Source organism: Nocardia sp. NPDC003183 (assembly GCF_053590715.1).
The window spans coordinates 119,692-138,790 of sequence record NZ_JBSFTG010000001.1; the positions used below are offsets into that span (position 1 = coordinate 119,692).

Annotated in this window: 17 protein-coding genes; 8 read left to right on the plus strand and 9 right to left on the minus strand. The window is 65.9% G+C overall.

Annotation, left to right across the window (positions count from 1 at the left end):
• Nucleotides 1-140: 140 nt before the first annotated feature.
• The 5 genes from ACWDXS_RS00570 to ACWDXS_RS00590 form a co-directional block, all read right to left on the minus strand.
• On the minus strand, nt 141-1,226 hold the full coding sequence (locus tag ACWDXS_RS00570) for a phosphotransferase family protein (RefSeq protein WP_378992993.1): 1,086 nt from the start codon (nt 1,224-1,226) through the stop codon (nt 141-143).
• Nucleotides 1,223-2,290, minus strand: a complete 1,068-nt coding sequence (locus ACWDXS_RS00575; protein WP_378992995.1) for a TIGR03857 family LLM class F420-dependent oxidoreductase — start codon at nt 2,288-2,290, stop codon at nt 1,223-1,225. Before ACWDXS_RS00575 ends, ACWDXS_RS00570 begins: the two co-directional genes overlap by 4 nt.
• A gap of 261 nt (nt 2,291-2,551) precedes the next feature.
• Nucleotides 2,552-3,439 carry a DAPG hydrolase family protein gene (locus ACWDXS_RS00580; protein WP_449960516.1) on the minus strand — a complete coding sequence of 296 codons (888 nt, stop codon included), beginning with the start codon at nt 3,437-3,439 and terminating at the stop codon, nt 2,552-2,554.
• A gap of 196 nt (nt 3,440-3,635) precedes the next feature.
• The gene (gene fdxA / locus ACWDXS_RS00585; RefSeq protein WP_379312515.1) at nt 3,636-3,962 is read right to left on the minus strand and encodes a ferredoxin; all 327 of its coding nucleotides are present in this window, start codon (nt 3,960-3,962) and stop codon (nt 3,636-3,638) included.
• Entirely contained in the window at nt 3,959-6,436 is a 2,478-nt protein-coding gene (locus ACWDXS_RS00590; RefSeq protein ID WP_449960520.1) for a molybdopterin-dependent oxidoreductase, read from the minus strand. Before ACWDXS_RS00590 ends, fdxA begins: the two co-directional genes overlap by 4 nt.
• 104 nt (nt 6,437-6,540) lie before the next feature.
• Here ACWDXS_RS00590 and ACWDXS_RS00595 point away from each other — a divergent pair, with 104 nt between their 5' ends.
• From ACWDXS_RS00595 to ACWDXS_RS00630, 8 genes are all read left to right on the plus strand, one after another.
• Nucleotides 6,541-7,116: a TetR/AcrR family transcriptional regulator gene (locus ACWDXS_RS00595; protein WP_449960523.1), complete on the plus strand. Its 576-nt coding sequence runs from the start codon at nt 6,541-6,543 to the stop codon at nt 7,114-7,116.
• 219 nt (nt 7,117-7,335) lie between these two features.
• Nucleotides 7,336-7,926 carry a TetR/AcrR family transcriptional regulator gene (locus tag ACWDXS_RS00600; protein WP_378989560.1) on the plus strand — a complete coding sequence of 197 codons (591 nt, stop codon included), beginning with the start codon at nt 7,336-7,338 and terminating at the stop codon, nt 7,924-7,926.
• 249 nt (nt 7,927-8,175) lie between these two features.
• Nucleotides 8,176-9,567, plus strand: coding sequence for a flavin-containing monooxygenase (locus ACWDXS_RS00605; protein WP_378989561.1), 1,392 nt, complete (start codon nt 8,176-8,178; stop codon nt 9,565-9,567).
• A gap of 30 nt (nt 9,568-9,597) precedes the next feature.
• Entirely contained in the window at nt 9,598-10,842 is a 1,245-nt protein-coding gene (locus tag ACWDXS_RS00610; RefSeq protein WP_449960528.1) for an NADH:flavin oxidoreductase/NADH oxidase family protein, read from the plus strand.
• Nucleotides 10,843-10,859: 17 nt separating this feature from the next.
• Nucleotides 10,860-11,660, plus strand: coding sequence for an SDR family NAD(P)-dependent oxidoreductase (locus ACWDXS_RS00615; RefSeq protein WP_449960531.1), 801 nt, complete (start codon nt 10,860-10,862; stop codon nt 11,658-11,660).
• Between the two features lies 1 nt (nt 11,661).
• Nucleotides 11,662-12,441: an acetoacetate decarboxylase family protein gene (locus ACWDXS_RS00620; protein ID WP_449960534.1), complete on the plus strand. Its 780-nt coding sequence runs from the start codon at nt 11,662-11,664 to the stop codon at nt 12,439-12,441.
• A complete protein-coding gene (locus ACWDXS_RS00625; protein WP_449960536.1) occupies nt 12,438-13,562 on the plus strand; it encodes a hypothetical protein in 1,125 nt (374 codons plus the stop codon). The genes ACWDXS_RS00620 and ACWDXS_RS00625 overlap by 4 nt, the downstream gene beginning before the upstream one ends.
• Before the next feature lie 16 nt (nt 13,563-13,578).
• Nucleotides 13,579-14,847 carry a cytochrome P450 gene (locus ACWDXS_RS00630; protein ID WP_449960539.1) on the plus strand — a complete coding sequence of 423 codons (1,269 nt, stop codon included), beginning with the start codon at nt 13,579-13,581 and terminating at the stop codon, nt 14,845-14,847.
• 230 nt (nt 14,848-15,077) lie between these two features.
• Here the strand turns inward: ACWDXS_RS00630 and ACWDXS_RS00635 are convergent, their stop codons facing one another.
• From ACWDXS_RS00635 to ACWDXS_RS00650, 4 genes are all read right to left on the minus strand, one after another.
• Nucleotides 15,078-15,476, minus strand: coding sequence for a hypothetical protein (locus tag ACWDXS_RS00635; RefSeq protein ID WP_378989567.1), 399 nt, complete (start codon nt 15,474-15,476; stop codon nt 15,078-15,080).
• A 100-nt stretch (nt 15,477-15,576) separates the two neighbouring features.
• Nucleotides 15,577-15,711, minus strand: a complete 135-nt coding sequence (locus ACWDXS_RS00640) for a hypothetical protein (protein WP_449960542.1) — start codon at nt 15,709-15,711, stop codon at nt 15,577-15,579.
• Between the two features lie 334 nt (nt 15,712-16,045).
• On the minus strand, nt 16,046-18,262 hold the full coding sequence (locus ACWDXS_RS00645; RefSeq protein WP_387446760.1) for an MMPL family transporter: 2,217 nt from the start codon (nt 18,260-18,262) through the stop codon (nt 16,046-16,048).
• 46 nt (nt 18,263-18,308) lie between these two features.
• A complete protein-coding gene (locus ACWDXS_RS00650; protein WP_378989570.1) occupies nt 18,309-18,971 on the minus strand; it encodes a class I SAM-dependent methyltransferase in 663 nt (220 codons plus the stop codon).
• Nucleotides 18,972-19,099: the final 128 nt, after the last annotated feature.

The window sequence follows — 19,099 nt, forward strand, 5'->3', positions numbered from 1 at the left end:
GGGCGATCGGCATCCGGCACGGACCGCGCCGGGAAGACCTCCAGGAAGACCATCGTCGGCACTAACGTTTGACTTACTGTACCTCTTTCAGTAGCGCCTCGCGCAAGTCCGGCTTCACAGCGGTTCGCGGTCGAAGCGTGTCAGTCGGCAGCGCTGATCAATGCGAGTGTCCCCAGGTCGCGAATCGCCCGGCAGCTGCGCTCCAGCATGACGAGGAAAACCTCTTCGCCGCGCGCTGTGGGTGTCGCGAAGGCGGCGCCGAGGGCGATGATCAGCGGGGCCTGTACCATTCCGAATCGATAATCCTGCCAGCATGTTTCGCGGGTATATCCGGTGACGCCGTACTCGAGCAGTCTCCGGTGGTACACGTCGACGAGGCTGTTCTCGCACGCCGATCGCGCGTCGGGGTTCAGGCCGGTCGCGGTGAAGTAGGCGAGATCGCGCGCGGGCAACCCGACGCCGAGCGTTTGCCAGTCGACCACGCTGACGCTGCTCGTCGCGGTATCGAACATGAGGTTGTCGAGTCGGTAGTCTCCGTGCAGCAACGCGAATCGGCCGGTGTCGGAGCCGGCCTGCAGCCAGGGTGTCACCAGACCCAGGGCCTCGGAGAAGGTTTCACGGTCGCGATGATCCATGCGCGCGCCGAGCTTGTCGAGCGTGATGTCGGCGGCCATCCGCGCCACGTCGCCGAGGCCGCCTGCCGCTGCGGTGTCGCCCGGTTTGGGCATCGCTACGGCGAGGTCCAGCCAGCGTGGATCGCGCCAACTCGGCCCGTGTAGACCGGCCAGCGCGGACACGGCCTGGTACGCCGCATCGGTCCCGCAGCCCGCGATCTGGTCGCCGGGGACGGCGGGGGACAGGTCGGCGAGGAGCAGGGCGAATTCGGTCCCGTCCTCGGTGATGTCGCTGTAGAAGCAGCGTGGCGTCGGCACGCTCGTCTGCGTAGCGGCTTGTCTGTAGAAGGTGATCTCGCTGAGATAGCCGAGCGTGACGCCCGCCCGCACACCGTCGTCGTCGGCGGGCAGTTTGATGACGAAGGTCGACGGGAATTCGTGCTCGCTGTGTGCATAGCGTGGCGTGATCCGGAACGTCGCCCCGGTCTGGCCGGTGCCGATCGGGCAGATCTCGACACCCTCGACGACGTCTGCCTCCGGTCCGAGCACCGCCTGCAGCCAGTGGCTGGTGATGTCGGCGGCGCGGCGCGGAATCGGTACGGTCGCACTCATTTCGAGATCCTCACTGTGTCGCTGTCTCGGTACGCGGCGACGACAGGCGCGAGTTCTTCGGGAGTCGCGCCGTGCAGGATCACGCGGTCGGCGCCGTTACCGAATTCCTCGCGTATTCGGTCGGCGCATTGCCTCGGCGTGCCGGTGGCCGCCGATGCCAGCCACTCCGAGGGCAGTATCGCCGCGATGTGCTCGATCTGGTCGGCGGTCGCGACCCCGTCGATCGGACCGGCGATCGAGGTGACGACCCGGTCTTCGCGGAACCGCCGCAGCGCGCCCGGATCCCAGCCGTTCGTGCGCACCATCAGGTCCCCGTATCCCTGCAGATATGTCGCCAGCCGGGCGACGGTCTTCTTCAAGCGAAGCTCTTCTGGCAGATGGTCGCCCACGGTTGCCAGGCATGACCAGACCCGCACCGAATCGGGATCGCGATCGGCCTTCTCAGCAGCGAGCTTGACCGTCCGCACACACCGTCGCAGAGTCTCCGGTGAGAAGTAGGTGTGCAGGATGACGTCGTCGAAGACCCGTCCGCCGAGCGCCAAGGTGTTCGGACCGAACGCGACCAGCGCGAGTGGAATGTCCTCATCGAAGCTCTGGTCGAGAAAGAGTACGGGGTAGGAGCCCAGTGGGCCGTCGTGGCCGATGATCGCCTCCCCCCGCCACAGCCGTCGCATGACGTGGGCCCAATCCTCCATCTGAGCGGTGGTCACCGCTGGGATGCCGAACGCGGAGTACATCGCCGCGACGCCCCGCCCGATACCGAGAGTGAACCGGCCCCCGGAGAGCCTGTGCATGGTCGTGGCCCACGACGCGGTGACCAAAGGGTGGCGCGTGTTGTGGTTGGTCGCGGCAGTGGCCACCCTGGTTCGCTCTGTCACCGCGCAGGCCGCGCCGGTAAGCGACGCGGCCTCTTTGACGTTCCAGCGTTCGGAGATGAACGCTGTGCCGAGCCCGAGTTCCTCACCCCTGCGCGCATCTTCGATCAGGCGTGCCGGACCGCCCCCGCCCGAGCCCGCCAACAGGTAGTAACCCAACTCTTCGAGTGGGCGCTGGTCCACGGTCATGGTGTACCTCGATCTGGAATCGCGAAGGAGACGGCGCAATCCTCAGGTCCGGAGTGGTCGTGGCCTCGGCGCAGCTCGGCTGGGAGCTGGTCGACGCTCACACGTGCAGCGCGGTGAGGACTGGGGGAGCCTCTCGAAGAGGCTACCAATGGGGAAACGGTAATGCTATCGGTTCAGTGAACGGTAGTAGGTCGGAATCACTGATCGATCTGTCCGTGGCGACGCGCAGTTCGAGACGGGTGAGGCTGACCAGCGCCGCACCTACGGGTTCGCGAATTCCCTGTAGAGATCGGGCAGGAATTGGGCCAGGTGGTGCATCTCCTGCCCGCAGTGCAGCAGGAGATCGCGGGCGAGATCGGTGCCGAGGACGAGATCCGCTGCATCGACCGCGGCGCCCCGGCTGATGGCCTGTGCGGCTCGGACCAGGTCGGGGCTGTGGAGCCCGTAGTGGTTGAGATAGAAGCGGCTGCGCATTTCGCATCCGCCGGGAACGGGCCGAACCTGATGCGCGAGCCACCCCAGATCGACGGGCGCCACGCTGCTGCCTACCCGTCCGAAAATCACTGTGTGTCCAGCGGGTACATCGAATCCGTGGTCCTGTGGATCGAGAAAAGCGATAGCCAGCTGTTGTAGTTTCGGGCCGACGTACTCATCGACATAGGAGATATTGCCGACGTACTTCGCGCGATCCGGCACCGCGTGGCCGGTCTTGTCCACGCTGATTCCGGCATACAGGTGTGCGTCGGGATGCCACAGCTTGTATCTCGCCGATTCCGCCGAATGCCAGCCGAACCACCAATCCCACATCGCCGCAGAGACATTCGGCATATCGGTGTGTACTGCCGCCCACACCATTCCGCTCGCGGTCTGTCCGTATCCGGTCTCGACCGGAGAGTAGCCATGGGCGGCGAGATCGTGCGAAAGTGCCGAAAAATCCGGAATGGTATTCGGCGGCACCGGCGGACCGTCGTAGGTGGTGAGCACTGATGCCGGTGCGGGTGCGGTTCGTGCGGCCATGAACCGCGCATAGGGCTTCGCCCGGTCGTCGGCGGAGTACCCCTGGTATCGGACGCCGGGGTCTTCTTCGGCATGTGACACGGCCGAGGCCCCCGCGCCCGAGAACGCTCCACCGACCAGCAGGGCTCCCATCGACAGAGTCTGCCGTCGAGTCCACCGCCTGTGTCTCCACATGTGTCGACGCTATCGAAAGCCGCCCGGCGCGGACCGCGGAACGGCGTGAGCAGGCCGCGTTCTGTGGGAACTAACAGACCGGCTCGCACACTAGTAGGTCCCGTCGACATTCATCGAGACGCGACGCGTGTGCTGAGCGGCAGTGTCACCGGGCTCAGCCGTCGACGGTGTTGGGCGCCAAACCGGCCACGAACGGGGTATCTCCGTCGTATTTCCCGAATTTGGCGGCGCCACCGGGGGAACCGATCGTGTCGAAGAAGTCCACGTTCGTCTGCGTGTAGCCCGTCCACTGGTCGGGGACGTCGTCCTCGAAGAAGATCGCCTCGACCGGGCAGACCGGTTCGCAGGCACCGCAGTCGACGCATTCGTCGGGCTGGATGTAGAGCATCCGGTCGCCCTCGTAGATGCAGTCCACCGGGCACTCTTCGATGCAGGCTCTGTCTTTGATGTCGACGCAGGGTTCAGCGATCACGTAGGTCATGCGGTCGGGATTTCTTCGAGTGCTTCGAGCCGGGCCGGGACGTGTTTGTGCCATGGGGTGCCTGCGAAGGCGTCTTTGAGTGCGAGGCCGGTCAGTTCGTTGGGGGAGACCCCGGCACTGGTCGTTGTTCCGTCGCCGGTGGGGTAGTCGAGGCCGAAACCGTTGGGCAGGGCGATGTTTCCTGCCCGCATCATGTCGCTGACCTCGACGATCACGGTGGCGGATCCATTCGCGGTGACCAGTCGTGCCGGGGCGCCGTCGGTCAGCCGCAAGGCGGTGGCATCCTCGGCGCTGATCCGGAGGTGGCCGTCGCGGTCACGGCGACGCCAGTCGGGGTTGCGGAAGATCGTGTTGGCGGTGAACGATCGCCGCTCACCGGCGGCCAGGACCAGCGGGAACTCCGGGGTCGTCCACGCCGTGCGCGCGGTGGGCAGCCGGCGGACCTGGTCGAGCAGATTGTCGATGTCGATGGTGAAGCGGCGGTCCTTGCGCTTGACGTAGTGCCAGACGTCATCCCAGGTGTCGTCGGTGAAGACCACGCCGCTCGGGGATTCGATGATCGCGTCGAACAGCCGGTTGCCCGGCGTCAGGCCGGTACCGGTGAAGCCCGCTCGGGCAACGGCTTTCGGGTTCGACATCGCACATATCTGACTGATGCCCCACAGCACCGCGGCGCCCCTCATCTGTGGCGCCATCGTGGTGCCGAGCGTTTCGTACAACAAGTACGGAGCGATCTTTCCGAGGGCGGGATCAGCGGCGACGGTGGCCAGGAAGGTCGCGCCGAAGGTGTCACGGCCGGTCTGCGCGGCGCGTCGGAGCCGGGCGACGGTGTCGGTGTCGAGGACCCGCATGCGTCGAAGTACCCGCGCGTAGATCTCGGGTTCGGGCAGCGTGCCGTCGAGCGGCTCCATGAGCGGTTTGCGGAGGTGAACGACATTGCGCGGGAATTCGAAGTTGAAGAACGTCGCTTCGGGCTTCTCGTACTGGCTGGCGGCGGGCAGCACATAGTCGGCCTCACGCGCGGTTTCGGTGAACGCCACATCGATCACGACCGACAAGTCCAGTGCGCGCATCGCGGCCCGGAAGCGGGGCGAATCGGCGAGGGAATGCGCCGGGTTGGACGAGTCGATCCACATCGCGCGGAAGCGATTCGGGTGGTCGGTGAGGATCTCGTCGGCTATCGAATTGCAGGGGATCAGGCCGCCGATGATCTTGGCGCCGGTGACCGGTGAGGTCCGGCCACCGCCGCCACTACTGCCGCTGCCGAGCATCCCGCCCGCCAAGGGAACCATCGCGTCGAGCAGGGCCGAGGCCCCGGCCTCCACCCGCGCGCGCAGCGGAGTCACCCGGGCGAGGGTGGGCAACGTCGCGCTGATCGCCGTGGCCGCCGCGGTGACGGTCCGCGCCGTCAACCGCTTCTGCGCGCGTGCCAGTGCGCTCGGCTTCTTGCGCGGTGATCCGGACCCGGAACCGCCGGTCAGCATCGCGAAGGAGGAGTGCAGGTACATGGTGCCGGGTCTGCCGAAGTTGCCGGTGACGATCCACAGGAGCTTGTCCAGGTAGGACACCAGGGTGCTGTTGGGCGCCTGCTGGATGCCGAGGTCCTCGTAGACGCACACGCTCGACGCGGTCGCGATCCGGCGCGCTGCCGCCCTGATCTCGCCCTCGCCGACACCGCAGATCGTCGCGAAATCCGTGATGTCGCAGGCCTGGAACGCCGCCTGGACCTCGTCGTAGCCGGTGGTGTGCGCGGCGATGAAGTCGGCGTCGACCAGGTCTTCCTGCACGATCACCGCGACCAGTGCGGCCATCAGCCAGGCGTCGCGCCCCGGCAACACCCGCAAGTGGTGCTCGGCCATCGCCGCGGTTTCACTGACGCGCGGATCGATCACGATCATCGAACGGGTCGGGTCGGCGGCTACCTGCTTGAGTACCGGTCTGGCCCGCGGAAAGCTGTGTGATTGCCAGGGGTTCTTGCCGACGAACACCAGTACTTCGGCGTGTTCGAAATCGCCTTTGGTGTGACCGCCGTACAGGCGGCCGTCGACCCAGATCTCCCCGGTCTTCTCCTGTGCCAGCGCATTGGAGTGATAGATCGAGCCCAGTGCCCCGCGCAGCCCGGCCGCGTTGGCGGCCCCGAGGTGGTTACCTTGGCCGCCACCGCCGTAGAAGAAGATCTTGTCTCCGCCGTGTTCGTCGGTGATGGCGGAGAGTTTCGCGGCGATCTCATCGATCGCTGTGTTCCAGTCGATCTCCTGGTAGGTGCCGTCGGGCCGGCGTTTCAGTGGGGTGGTGAGGCGGTGGGCGCCGTTCTGGTACAGGTCCAGGCGCATCGCCTTCTCGCAGGTGTAGCCCTCCGATGCCGGATGCGCCTTGTCGCCGCGGATCTTCGCCAAGCGGCGACCCGCCACCTCGACGGTGATCCCGCAGTTGCACTCGCACAGCACACACGCGGTCGCCTTCGGTTCGGCCATGTCACACCCCTTCGACGAAAGTATGCTAGGCAACATAGCATAATGTTATGCCAAGTAGCATAGTATTGCTGAGTTGACCCGAATCCCGTAAGGAGCGCGACGACATGGGAGCCCGCACCGACACCCGGCAGAAGATGCTCTACTGCGCTGTCGAGCTCCTTCGCGAACGTGGCTCGGCCGGGGTGACCATCGACGCCGTGCTGGCGCGCAGTGAGGCACCGCGCGGATCGGTCTACCACCACTTCCGCGGTGGACGCGCCCAGATCATGACCGAGTCGCTCGCGCTGGCCGGTGACGCCATCGGCACCATCATCGACAAGGCGGTGGAGCAGGGATCGGTTGCGGCGTTGCGGCGATTCGGGCAGTTCTGGAACACCCTGCTCGCGCAGTCCGACTTCGAGGCAGGCTGCCCGGTCGTCTCGGCAGCAGTCGGCAGCTCGCCCGATGACCGGCACCTGCAACCGGCGGTCGCGGGCATCATCCAACGGTGGCAAGCCGCCCTCGTCACCGCGCTCGAAGCCGACGGTGTCGAATCCGAGCGCGCCGTTCGGCTGGCCACCATGGCGATCGCCGCCATCGAAGGCGCGGTGATCCTGTGCCGGGTCAATCGATCCACGACGGCGCTCGACGATGTCATAGAAGAACTCGAGGGGCTGCTCACCTCGGTGGTCGCCGGCTGAGGTGCCCTCGGTGCCCGGCGTCGCGATGGTCGCTCGTGTTCCGAGCTCCGCGGTGAGCCGGTGCTCTGGGGCCGTGGGAGCGAATTCCTATTGCTGCATCTAGTGCAGCTACAGCGTGTGTAGAATTTTCCTCTGCGCTGTCGCTGGACTCGCTCGGCGCGGAGAGGGTGGTACGCGATCGTGGCCGAACGGCAGAGCAGGGCAGCATATGCCCCGCGAATGGCTCCTGAGCAGCGCCGGGAGCAACTGTTGGACGCGGTTTTGCGGGTCATTGTCGGGCAGGGCGTGCACAAGGTGTCCATCGACACTGTCGCGAAGGAGGCCGGTGTGAGTCGCCCGGTCGTCTACGGCCATTTCGACGACTCCGACCAGCTGCTGCTGGCCTGCCTCGACCGGGAGGAGGCCGCGGCGGTAGCGCAGATGGCCACCGTAGTCCCGATGATGACGACCGATCCGACCCAGGCAATGGCGGACAGCCTCGAGCATTTCCTCGACGCGGTGCAGGCCGCGCCCGATAGATGGCGGGCGGCATTCCAGCTCGCCGACTCCAGCACTCCCGCCTTCCGCCGCCGTCTCGAACGCGGACGCCGAGCGTTCACCGAGGCGCTGACCGCGTATGTGCGCGCGGCGGCGCCGTCCGGACAGCTTGTCTCGGTCGATGTCGAACTCACTGCCCGTCTCGTGTACGCGCTGTTCTGGGAAGCGGGCCGGCTCGTTCTGGCGGAACCCGATGCGTTCCCGCCGCAGCGCATTCGTGACTACGCCGCACAGCTCATTCCCGCTCTGCCTGCGTTTCATACCTCTGCCTGATCGAGCCGGGCCGACACCCTCGCGGCCGTCGATGTTTCGCCGCCTTCTCTAGGCGCTGCTGTTTACCGGCCGAAGATCGCCGTTATCGAGCGGCGACCTCGGCATGCCTTGCCGTCGTGTTCATCGACTTCCCGGTGTACGCCCCGCGTGAGGCCCGAAAACCGACTCGTGCTTGACAGGGCACCGCCAGGTAGCAAATACTACACTCAATGTAGCTACAAAGACTGTAGCTTTTGATGGGAGGTCGCCATGACGCGCCGGTACTGCATCATCGGAGCGGGATACACCGGTCTGGCCGTGGCCAAGGCCTATACCGACCTCGGTCTCGACTACGACCACATCGAGGCGACCGCCGCGATCGGTGGCAACTGGTCGCACGGGGTGTACGACTCCACCCACCTGATCAGCGCCAAAGCGGTCACCGAGTACCCCGACTATCCGATGCCGGACGACTATCCGGATTTCCCCAGTGCCGGGCAGATGCGCGACTATCTGCATTCCTTCGCTGCCGCATTCGGGCTCGATCGGCGCATCGAGTTCGACTCTCAGGTCACCGACGTCGCGCCGCTCGATGACACCGGGATGGCGGGATGGCGAGTCGAATTCGCGAGCGGTGAGGCACGTGAGTACACCGGCGTCGTCGTCGCCAACGGGCACTACTGGGACACCAACATCCCGACGTATCCCGGCGAATTCACCGGCAAGCAGATCCACTCCAAGAACTACAAGCGCCCCGCCGACCTCGACGGCACGCGGGTCCTGGTCGTCGGCGCCGGTAACTCCGGATGCGATCTGGCGGTGGAAGCCGCACTGAATTTCGGTACGTCGGAGATCTCTCTTCGCCGCAGCTACTGGTTCATCCCGAAGTATGTGCTCGGCGTGCCGAGCAGCAAGTTCGACATCGGCTCGGTTCCGGTGCCGAAACTGCTGCAGGAGGCCGTCTTCCGGTCGATCGTCGCAGTGGGGATGGGTAGCTTTCACCAGTTCGGGCTGGAGAAGCCGAAGCACCGCATCTTCGACCAGGATCTGGTGGTCAACCAGCAACTGCCGTATTTCCTCAAGCACGGCCGGATCGCGGTCCGTCCCGAGATCGCGCGCTTGGACGGGCACACAGTGCATTTCGTCGACGGCACCAGCGGGGAGTACGACACCATCGTCTGGGCCACCGGTTTCAGGACAACCTTTCCGTTCCTGCGCGAAGGGCTGCTCACCTGGGAGAACGGGCAGCCGCGGCTGGTGTCGCACACTTTCGCGCCTGGCCTGGCCAACCTCTCCTTCGCCGGACTGGTCGCGCCGCGTTCCGGCGCGGGCATGTTGTTGATGAACAGCTCCCGGCTACTCGCCGAGGCCGCGTTGCTGCAACAGCAAGTACGCACCCCGCTCGGCGATCTCTACTCGATCGTCTCCGAACCCTCCGGTGAAATCCTCGCCGGTGGACCGGAATTGCGCTGGGAGGTGCTGCGCGGCCGATGGCTGGTGCGCGTGCTCACCCAGCTGTTCACATTGCGGATCCTGCTGTTGCGCAGTCCCGTCACGACGGCGACGGAACCTGCGAGCCCAGAACCCGTGCCGGTTGCGCCACGCAGGCTGACCCGCATCGTGGTGAGCCCAGTCCTCGCCGTCGCCCGTCGGATCGCTTGACTCCCAACCCACTACACAGGAGCCCCTTCCATGCCTCCCAAGAATCGTGCACCCCGGACGATCGCCGTCGGTAGCCCCTTGACCCTGCCGTGCGGGGTGACTTTGCCCAACCGCATCGCCAAGGCCGCGATGAGTGAACAGCTCGGCGAGATCAACGGTGCGCCCAGCCAGACGCTGACCCGTCTCTACAGTGCGTGGGGTCGCGGCGGCGCGGGTCTGTTGATCACCGGCAACGTGATGATCGATCGCCGCGCCTATGTCGAACCCCGCAATGTGACACTCGAAGACGATCGCCACTTCGAAGCCGTCGGCAACTGGGCGCGCGCGGGGTCGCGGGAAGGTGCCGTGATGGTCATGCAGATCAACCATCCCGGCCGAGTCGCGATCGGCCCGCTGAACCGGCTTCCGGTGGGCCCTTCGGCATTGCGTCCGGGGACGATCGGCTACAACCTGCGCAAGCCGCGCGCGTTGCCGCTCGACGACATCGCCGACCTGCGACGTCGCTTCGTACGCTCCGCGGAATTGGCGGTCGAGGCCGGTTTCGCCGGTGTGCAGGTGCATGCCGCGCACGGATATCTGCTCTCGCAGTTCCTCTCTCCCATCGCCAACCAGCGAACCGACCGATACGGCGGCAGCCCGGCGAATCGTCGTCGGCTGCTACTCGACATCGTCGCCGACGTGCGCGCAGCCATCGGGCCACGCGCACTGCTCTCGGTGAAGCTCAACTCCGCCGACTTCCAGAGCGGGGGACTGGACGAGCGCGAATCGCTCGATATCGCACTCGCCCTCGAGCAGCTCGGGATCGATCTGCTGGAGGTCTCCGGCGGCAACTACGAAGCGCCGGCGATGACCGGCGTGGTGCAGGACAGCACCCGTGCGCGCGAGGCCTACTTCCTGCGCTACGCCGAGAATCTGCGCGCCGAATCGGCGATGCCGCTCATGCTCACCGGCGGTGTCCGCACCCTCGAATTCATGAACGACGTGCTGGCACAGGGCGCGGTCGATGTGATCGGGCTCGGCCGCCCGTTCGCGGTGCGCCCCGATATCGCGGCCGAACTGCTGGCCGGTACGCAGGAGCCGCAGACGCTGCCCACGGCGCCGCGCATCCCGATCAAGGGCGCGACGCCGATCAACTCCTATCTCCAATTGGCCTGGCACGCGGCGAATTTCCGGCGCATCGCGGCTGGCGAGCGTCAGGTGAGCGGACCGGGCGCGATCCGGACTCTGGTCGCCGCCGGGACCACCGTGACCGCCCGCGCGCTCACCCAATTCTGATCACCGAGGAGCAACTCATGAGCCTGCCCACTCCCACTCCCGCCCTGCGGGCCGTCGTCACCGGAGCCTCCTCCGGGATCGGCGAAGCCCTCGCCGACGGCCTGGCCGGTCGCGGATACTCGTTGATCCTGGTGGCACGCCGCGAAGACCGGTTGCACGAGTTGGCCCAGCGGCTTGCCGAACGTCACCGCGTCGAAGCCGAGGTCCGCGCCGTCGACCTGTCCGACCGCGACGAGCGCGCGAAACTGTGCGAGGAACTCGCCACCCGCGAGATCGCCGTCCTGTGCAACAACGCCGGTTTCGCCACCTACGGCACGCTGGCGACCGCGAACCCGGCCAGGGAACGCCAGCAGGTGGAGCTCAATACCGTTGCCGTCCACGACCTCACGCTCGCTGTACTGCCCGGCATGCTCGCCCGCCGCGCGGGCGCGATCCTGATCACCGGATCCACCGCGGGCAACCAGCCCGGCCCGAACAATGCCACCTACGCCGCCAGCAAGGCCTTCGCCAACACCTTCGCCGAATCGCTGCACGGTGAATTGGCCGGCACCGGCGTGCAGTGCACCTTGCTCGCGCCGGGGCCGGTGCGGACCGAATACGCCGAGGTGGCTGAGGTTCCGAACCTGGACCGGATGGTGCCGGGCCCGCTGTGGGTCAGCGCCGAACAGGCCGCGAACGATGCGATCGCGGGCATGGCAGGCGGTCGCCGCCGTGTAGTTCCCGGCATCTTCGCCAAGGTACAGACCGTCGGCGGCCAGTACACCCCGCGCGGGTTGGTCGGGCCGATCCTGCGCACCATCTACCGAAGGGTCAAGTGACATGGGTTGGGAACCTGCCGACCGGACGGAGGGCCGATCTTTCCGGGCGGATATGCGCCGCGCACTGGCGATCGGCGATCCGCGCCGCAGCCTCTACCGCGACGCCCACTACTTCAGCGCCACCGTCGACATCGACCCCGCTGCGATGAAGAGGTGGCTCCCGGCCGGCGTGCGGTTGACCGAACCGGCGCGCGCGGATCTGTTCACCGCGTGCTTCCCGGACAACAACTTCGAGTCGCCGGGATACCACGAGGCGGGGTTGTTCGTGCACATCAAGACGGTGCAGGGCACCGGAATCCACTGCCCGTGGATGATTCTCGACGACGATGTCGCCTTGATCATGGGGCGCGAACTGCTCGGCTATCCGAAGAAGCTCGGTGAGGTCGACTGGACAGTCACCGACACCGAGATCCGCGCCGAGGCGTCGCGCCGCGGCAACAAGCTGCTCACCATGGGTGGCAGGCTCGGCGCGGTTATCGCCGATCCGCCACCGATTCTGGGCCGCCCGCACCGCAATGTCGTCGGCCTCGCCGGGCTGTTTCCCGCCTTCGTGGTGGGCTTCACGCCCCGCGAGCGGGTGATCGAGGTGCGCCAGATCGAGGACTTCAGCCTGGACGTACACGGTTCCGAACGCGATCCACTCGACCAGATGGGGATCGGGCGGGTGATCCAAGCGCGGCTGCACCGCGTCGATCTGCTCGGTGTGTGGGTGCCACCGATACCGCTGCGACCGCTCACCCCGCTGTTCACAGCGAGCCGGATGCGGCCTCGAGTCCTATGAGCATCGCCGATCGACTCATCACCGAACCGCTCGCCATCCCGCGACCGGCCGTCACCGCGCCGTTCCCCCGCATCGATACCTTCGACAAGGCACTCACCGCACCGGGCGGTTTCGGTCCACGACTGCGCGCATGCCGCACGGCCGCACTGGATTTCCGTCGCGAGTTCGCCGCCACCGGGCGACCGGACTCGGTGCGGACCCACGATCTGATATCGCTGCCGTATCCGACCCGCTACGGTCTGTTCCGCGCCGCGATCAGTCCCACACCGTTCGTCACCATCAGCAACCGCTTGCTGATCGTGCGCTGGACCGAGACCGACGGCACCCCGCGCACGTTGCTGTTCGAGCCGAGCGATCATGAACTCGACTCCTACACACCGTATTTCGATGACATGAAGCGATTGGCACCAGGACCGGCACGAGGCCTGTTCGTCCATGAGCACACCGATGTGCTGACTGCCTGCCGCCGCGCCGGAGTCGACCCGGCCGAGGTCGACTACCTCGCCTTCGACCACCTGCACACCCAGGATGTGCGGCGCTGGCTGGGCACCACCTCGCCGCAACCCGACATCAGCCCGAATCAACCTGTGGTAGCGGCTTTCCCGAATGCGAAGCTGCTGGCTCAGCGTGACGAGCTCGAGGCCATGGCCGACCTGCACCCGTTCCAGCGGCCCTGGTATCAGCCGAGCACCTTCGTCGACCTGCCACCCGAGAAGATCCTGCCGCTCGACGGCAGTGTCCTGCTCGGCCCCGGTGTCGCGCTGATCACCACGCCGGGCCACGCCATGGGTAACCAGTCGCTGGTGCTCAATACCGACACCGGCATCTGGGCGATCAGCGAAAACGCCATCGCCACGGAATGTCTCACGCCGGACCAGTCTCGAATTCCGGGTCTGGCGAAGGCCGCGAAATCCTGGGGACACGAGGTGGTGCTGAACGCCAACACCATCGAAACCACGTACGAGCAGTACAACTCGCTGGTCATCGAGAAGACCATCGTCGATGTGTCCCAGCAGGATTCACGCTTCCTGCAATTCTTCCCGTCCAGCGAGCTGACCGGCGCACTGCTCAATCCCGGCACCACACCCACCTTCACCCACCGCGCCATCCGGCACGGCTGACCCACTCGGCGGCATCATGACCACCACACCCGCGCGCAACCTCGGACTTTTCGCTCAGCTGCTCGATCCCGCACACCGCGCAGACCCGTACCCGCTCTACCACCGCATCCGCGAGCACGGACCTGTCCGGCTCGGCGGGGCACCGGTAGTGGTGTTGTCGTCGTATCAGGACTGCGCAACGGTATTGCGCGACAAGGCGAGCAGTGTCGAACGCCACTACGCCTCGATTCCTTTGGGACCCACCCCCGTTCACGACCTCGCGGGAGACCTCGCCGGCGAACTCACCGGCATCGCCCCGATGCTGTTCCGCGACAACCCGGATCACGCCCGCCTGCGTCGTCTGGTCGCCGCGACCTTCACTCCCGCCGTCGTGCGCCGGATGGAGCCACGGATCACCGCCATCGCCGACGCAGCTCTGGACCGTGCGGCCGAGCGCGGGCAACTCGATATCGTCGCCGATCTCGCCGGCCCGCTGCCGGTCACAGTGATCTGCGAACTACTCGGTGTCCCACTCGATGACGAACCCCTGATTCGAGGGTGGTCGACTGGGCTGGCACGCGCTCTCGACCCGGTGTCGGCCACCGCCACCACCGGCCGCCCCGACCCCGCGGCACTGGTCAGCGATAACAACGCGCTGCACGATTACTTCGAACAGCTCGTGCGCCACCGCCGCACCCGGCCGGGTGCGGATCTGGTGTCCGCCCTGATCGTCGCCGAGGACTCAGGCCAGGCCCTGAGCCACGACGAACTCATCGCCACCTGCGCGCTCCTGCTGATCGCTGGACACGAGACCACGGTCAATCTCATCTCCAACACCGTTCTGGCTCTGCTTTCTCATCGCCTCCATCGCCAGAGCCTGCGCGTAGCACCGCCTTTCATCACATCGGTGGTCGAGGAGAGCCTGCGCTACGACCCGCCGGTCCAGCTGGTTCCCCGCATCGCCCGCGAGGCCATCCAGCTCCCGGATATCACCATCGCGGCCGGTGACTTCATCGTCATGCTCCTCGCCGCGGCCAACCGTGATCCGGCGGTGTTCGCCGACCCCGATCGATTCGACCCCGCCCGTGCGAATCGTCATCTCGCCTTCGGTCTCGGCCAGCACTTCTGCCTCGGTGCCCCGCTGGCTCGGCTCGAAGCCACCGTCGCCATCAACTGCTTCGCCCGCCGGGTCATCGACCCCCGCCTGGTCAGCGACCCACTGAGCTATCGCGAGCACGTCACCTTGCGTGGACCGGCGGCGATGCCAGTCACCTTCGCCTCGATCGCTTCCGCGAACGCCGCGTGACCGGATGCGTGTGGTCCTGAGTGACCCGGGCGGGACCCAATCGGTCCAGTCCTCGTTCAGCTGGCGGAACGGGCCATGTAGCAGACCAGAGCCTCGATCGTGCTCGGCAACGAACCGAGGTGAGGCTCTGTGAGTCCGGCCGCCTCGACGCTGAACCGGATAGCGCAGAGGCGCCCGCTCGATGACTTCCGCGCCGGCACGGTGCAGCCCCGGGATCGACCCGGAATTGCTCAGTCCAGGAGCTGGGGGTCCCGTCGGCAGTAGGTGATGGGCGGGTCGATGACGATCACATCGGTGACGGTCAGCAGGTCGGCGGGCACCTGGCCATCGAGGTGGATGAACGTGGGGCACAACACCACATCGACGGCGAGCTCGGTGACGAGGAACTGTAATCGGGCCAACGGTGTCGCCGTGAGTATCAGAGTCCCGAGGAGCTCGTAGCCGAGATCGGTCGCGGTGGTACGGATCAGTGATTCGCACTGCGGTCGGCTCGGACCGGTCAGGTCGGCACGCACATAGCCGATAGCGGTCCTGACGGCCGGACGCCGGCGCCGACGGGCGAACCCGATGTCTGCCGAGGCGCGAGTGAACCGGCGCGCACCGGCCGGGTCCGAGATCTGTTTGTGCATCGGATGTCCTGCCTTCGGTCGAAGCCATGTCTGCGGGCACGGCACGGATGGGAAGGTGATGGCGAGATCGCACCAGGCTGGAACGATCTGGCGCGATGAGCTATCGAGTCCGCCCGCGGACATAGGACGGAGTGGTCGCATCGGCGAAGTAGCGCACGGCGCCACCGGTGGTGATATCGGCTGCGCTGTCGCCGATGTCCGGGTGGGCGGCACACGCAACTCGAGGGGCAATCATCACCTGAACACCTCACTGTCTGCGGGGTGGAGCGTTCGACGGGCCCAACCTCATCACAGTTACCGATAGGCAAATAGAGTAGAAAGTCCCTCTAAAAAGAGTGGTCGGGTAGCCGTGTCAGCATCGGGGACGTGCTCGCGTCTCGGGTAGCGTTCGACCGGGTGGGTTGTGAGTACATCTTCACGAGCAGATCCACTGCTCGGTACGAAGCTCGCCGAAACCCCGGTAGGACTCGCACATCCGGGCACACTGGATCGGCTCGCCGCCGGACCGGCGTGTTACGCCGAAACCGAGACGGCATCACGTGGTGACACCGGCAGCGAATCCGGTACGTCTAGCGAGATTCGCTGATTCCGATTCGATCATGCAGTGCGGCAAGGGGTTTCGGAGCCCACCAATTGGCGCGGCCCATCACGTGCATCGCCGCAGGCACCAGCACAGTGCGTATCAGTGTCGCATCCATCAGCACCGCCAGGGTGAGCCCGAGGCCGAACATCCTCATGAATGGCACTTGCGAGGCTGTCAGCGCGCCGAATGAGATCGCCATGAGCAGCGCGGCGGCGGTGATCACCCGTCCGGTTCGGGCTACGCCCAGCGCCACGCCCTCGTCGTTGGCCTGAGTGCTGTGGTCGGAGGTCTCCCAATGTTCGCGGAACCGCGAGACCAAGAACACCTCATAGTCCATCGATAGGCCGAATGCGATGCAGAACAACATCACCGGCATGCTGGCGACCAGGGTTCCGGTGGGCGTGGTTCCCAGGGCTCCGAGGTTGCCGTCTTGGAAGATCCATACGAGCGCGCCGAACGTCGCCGTCAGTGACAACACGTTGAGGATCAACGCCTTCACCGGGAGCACGACACTTCCGGTGAGCAGGAAGAGCAGTGCGAAGGTGAGGCCGGCGATCAACCCGAGCACCAGCGGCAACCGTGAGGTGATGGCATCCACGCTGTCGCGGTTGATTTGCGCGAGTCCGGATATCTGTACCGATCGGCCCGCCGGGCCCGCCACATCGTGAATCCTGTCCAGCTGTGTGTCGGAGGCGTCAGTGCTCATCGGTGCGGTGCTGAAGACCGTGAGAAACCCGCTGCCCTCGGCCAAGCCGGCCAGATCGGCCGGTGGCCCCACTTTCATGCCTCCCGCGAACGAGCCGGTCGGGGCGGCCACCGCGGCGACGTCGGGCACGAGAGAGAGGTTTGCGGCGTAACGCTCCAGGTCGGCCTGTTCCAGGCCGGACGCGTCAGGGATGACGATGGGGATCGACGCCGCGGGATCGATGGCGAACTCGCTGCGTAACTGGTCACCCACCTGATGTGCCGACATGGAATCCGGGAGCAGGCGGTCGTCCGAGAATCCCCATTTCATGCCGATGGCGGGAGATCCGAGCAGCAGTAGGAGTGCGATCACAGCCAGACCGATCGGTATGGCGTGGCGCATGACGCGCTTGGTCGAGCGGTACCAGAACGACTGCTCGATCGGTGTGGGCACGGGATCGGGTCTGCCCAGCAGGCGTCGAGCCAGGCGCCGCACATCCAGGGCATCCAGTCTGTGCCCCAGCAGGACGATGACCGCCGGTGACACTACGATCGCCGCAATCGCCGCGAAGGCGACGATGGACACGCCCGCGTACGCGAACGACCTCAGGAAGTACATCGGGAACACCGCCAGCACCGACATGGACAGTGCGACGGTGATCGCGGAGAACGCCACGGTGCGGCCCGCGGTGGCCATGGTCCGGAACAGCGCGGCGTTGCCGGTGGCGCCGTCGGCCACTTCGTCGCGGTAGCGACTGATGATCAGCAAGGTGTAGTCGATCGCCAGGGCGAATCCCAGCGCGGTCGCCAGGTTGAGAGCAAAGGTCGACACCTCGGTGCCGAAGGTGATCAGCCTGAGCACCGACAACGAACCGACGATGGCGATCAATCCGACGGCGACCGGCAAGGCCGCCGCCAACAGCCCGCCGAATACCCACACCAGCGCAACGAAGCTCAGCGGAATCGCGATGGCTTCCATCAGAAGCAGGTCGTGCTGGCTCTGCTCGTTGACTTGCGCGTAGGCCAGTGGCGTGCCGCCGGCGCGCACGGTGACGTCGCCCCTGTCGCGCGCCACTTCGTCGGACAGGGTCTTCGCGTAGTGCTCCGCGTCGTTCTCCGAGCCCGCGAGATTGGCCACGATCAGCCCGGACCTGCCGTCTTTGCTGACCATGGCCGCCGCTGCCTGCTCGGGCGAGGTCCACGCCGACGACAGGTCCATGACGTGCGGCGACCGTTTCATATGGTCGACGACATCGATGGCGACCTGTCGACCTTGTTCACTGCGGGCACCGTCGGGGGCGGTCACCACGATCAGCAACTGCTGATCGCTGACGCCGAACTTGTCCGTCAGTAGCCGGGTCGCCCTGGCCGAATCCGACTCCGGATCATTGAAGCCGCCCGCCGACAGGCTCCCCACCGCCGGGATGCCGAATATCGCCGCGCCGACAAAGAGCGCCATCGTGACGGCGACGACTCGTCGTGGTGCGGCGACAGCCAGTTGTGTGATCCGGTGAAACAATGCGGGGTCCTCTCGGGGCGGGAGCTATCGGCGGACGGCTATATGATCAGTCGCGCCCCGGCTTGGTTGCCGAGAAATATGCGATCGCGCCCGAACAATTGATGGTGATCTGATCGAGGCCGGCCGCTTGAAGCCATTGACGAAGCTCGTTCTCCGGGTAGACGTCGGCGAAGATCCCGCGCCGTTGCCACAGTGACACGAAGAGATCGTTCTTCCGGCCCTTACCGGTGAGAACCGTACTTCCGCGCAATACACCGCCCGGGCGTAGCGCGCGCCCGACAGCGGCTATCGCACCCGCCGGATCGGGCATGCAATGCAGGCCCATGTAACTCAGGCAGAGGTCGAATTCCGAATCGTAGGGAAGTGTCACCACGTCGCGTTCGACCAACTCGAGGTTCCCGATTGCGGATTTCTCTGCTTCTTTGGCGGCGAGCGTGAGCATCGCCGGGGAGACGTCGGCGCCGATGTATCGCTTCGGTGTGGTGCCGGCCAGTTGCGGGAATACCGCACCACCGCCGCACGGAATATCGAGGACCTCGGCGCCGTCGACCAGACCGCGCACGTCTTTCAGGTCGGCATAGAAACGCCGGTAATCGGATCCGAATGCGACGTATGTGTAGACCATCGCAACGATCGGATGCTTCACCGTGTAATCCCATCCTGAAGTGATGGGTGTGCCTTTACGCCATTTCTGGGTGACGATCGTCATTGTTCTTTACCATCCTTTTCTTCGGCGTATCGCACTGATATGAGTGTCTTCGAGATCCGGCCGTTCATGCGCAAAACGTATGTCCGCCGATATGTTGGGTTCGAGGGGTGCGCGGGTCGGTCCAGGGC

Excerpts from the sequence above, each read along its gene's own strand:
- ACWDXS_RS00625 (WP_449960536.1), top strand. The coding sequence starts at position 12,438 with ATGAGCATCGCCGATCGACTCATCACCGAACCGCTCGCCATCCCGCGA.
- ACWDXS_RS00600 (WP_378989560.1), top strand. The coding sequence starts at position 7,336 with ATGGCTCCTGAGCAGCGCCGGGAGCAACTGTTGGACGCGGTTTTGCGG.
- ACWDXS_RS00570 (WP_378992993.1), bottom strand. The coding sequence starts at position 1,226 with ATGAGTGCGACCGTACCGATTCCGCGCCGCGCCGCCGACATCACCAGC.
- ACWDXS_RS00595 (WP_449960523.1), top strand. The coding sequence starts at position 6,541 with ATGGGAGCCCGCACCGACACCCGGCAGAAGATGCTCTACTGCGCTGTC.
- ACWDXS_RS00575 (WP_378992995.1), bottom strand. The coding sequence starts at position 2,290 with ATGACCGTGGACCAGCGCCCACTCGAAGAGTTGGGTTACTACCTGTTG.
- ACWDXS_RS00635 (WP_378989567.1), bottom strand. The coding sequence starts at position 15,476 with ATGCACAAACAGATCTCGGACCCGGCCGGTGCGCGCCGGTTCACTCGC.
- ACWDXS_RS00630 (WP_449960539.1), top strand. The coding sequence starts at position 13,579 with ATGACCACCACACCCGCGCGCAACCTCGGACTTTTCGCTCAGCTGCTC.
- ACWDXS_RS00590 (WP_449960520.1), bottom strand. The coding sequence starts at position 6,436 with ATGGCCGAACCGAAGGCGACCGCGTGTGTGCTGTGCGAGTGCAACTGC.
- ACWDXS_RS00580 (WP_449960516.1), bottom strand. The coding sequence starts at position 3,439 with ATGGGAGCCCTGCTGGTCGGTGGAGCGTTCTCGGGCGCGGGGGCCTCG.
- ACWDXS_RS00640 (WP_449960542.1), bottom strand. The coding sequence starts at position 15,711 with ATGATTGCCCCTCGAGTTGCGTGTGCCGCCCACCCGGACATCGGCGAC.
- ACWDXS_RS00620 (WP_449960534.1), top strand. The coding sequence starts at position 11,662 with ATGGGTTGGGAACCTGCCGACCGGACGGAGGGCCGATCTTTCCGGGCG.
- ACWDXS_RS00615 (WP_449960531.1), top strand. The coding sequence starts at position 10,860 with ATGAGCCTGCCCACTCCCACTCCCGCCCTGCGGGCCGTCGTCACCGGA.
- ACWDXS_RS00605 (WP_378989561.1), top strand. The coding sequence starts at position 8,176 with ATGACGCGCCGGTACTGCATCATCGGAGCGGGATACACCGGTCTGGCC.
- ACWDXS_RS00610 (WP_449960528.1), top strand. The coding sequence starts at position 9,598 with ATGCCTCCCAAGAATCGTGCACCCCGGACGATCGCCGTCGGTAGCCCC.
- ACWDXS_RS00650 (WP_378989570.1), bottom strand. The coding sequence starts at position 18,971 with ATGACGATCGTCACCCAGAAATGGCGTAAAGGCACACCCATCACTTCA.
- fdxA (WP_379312515.1), bottom strand. The coding sequence starts at position 3,962 with ATGACCTACGTGATCGCTGAACCCTGCGTCGACATCAAAGACAGAGCC.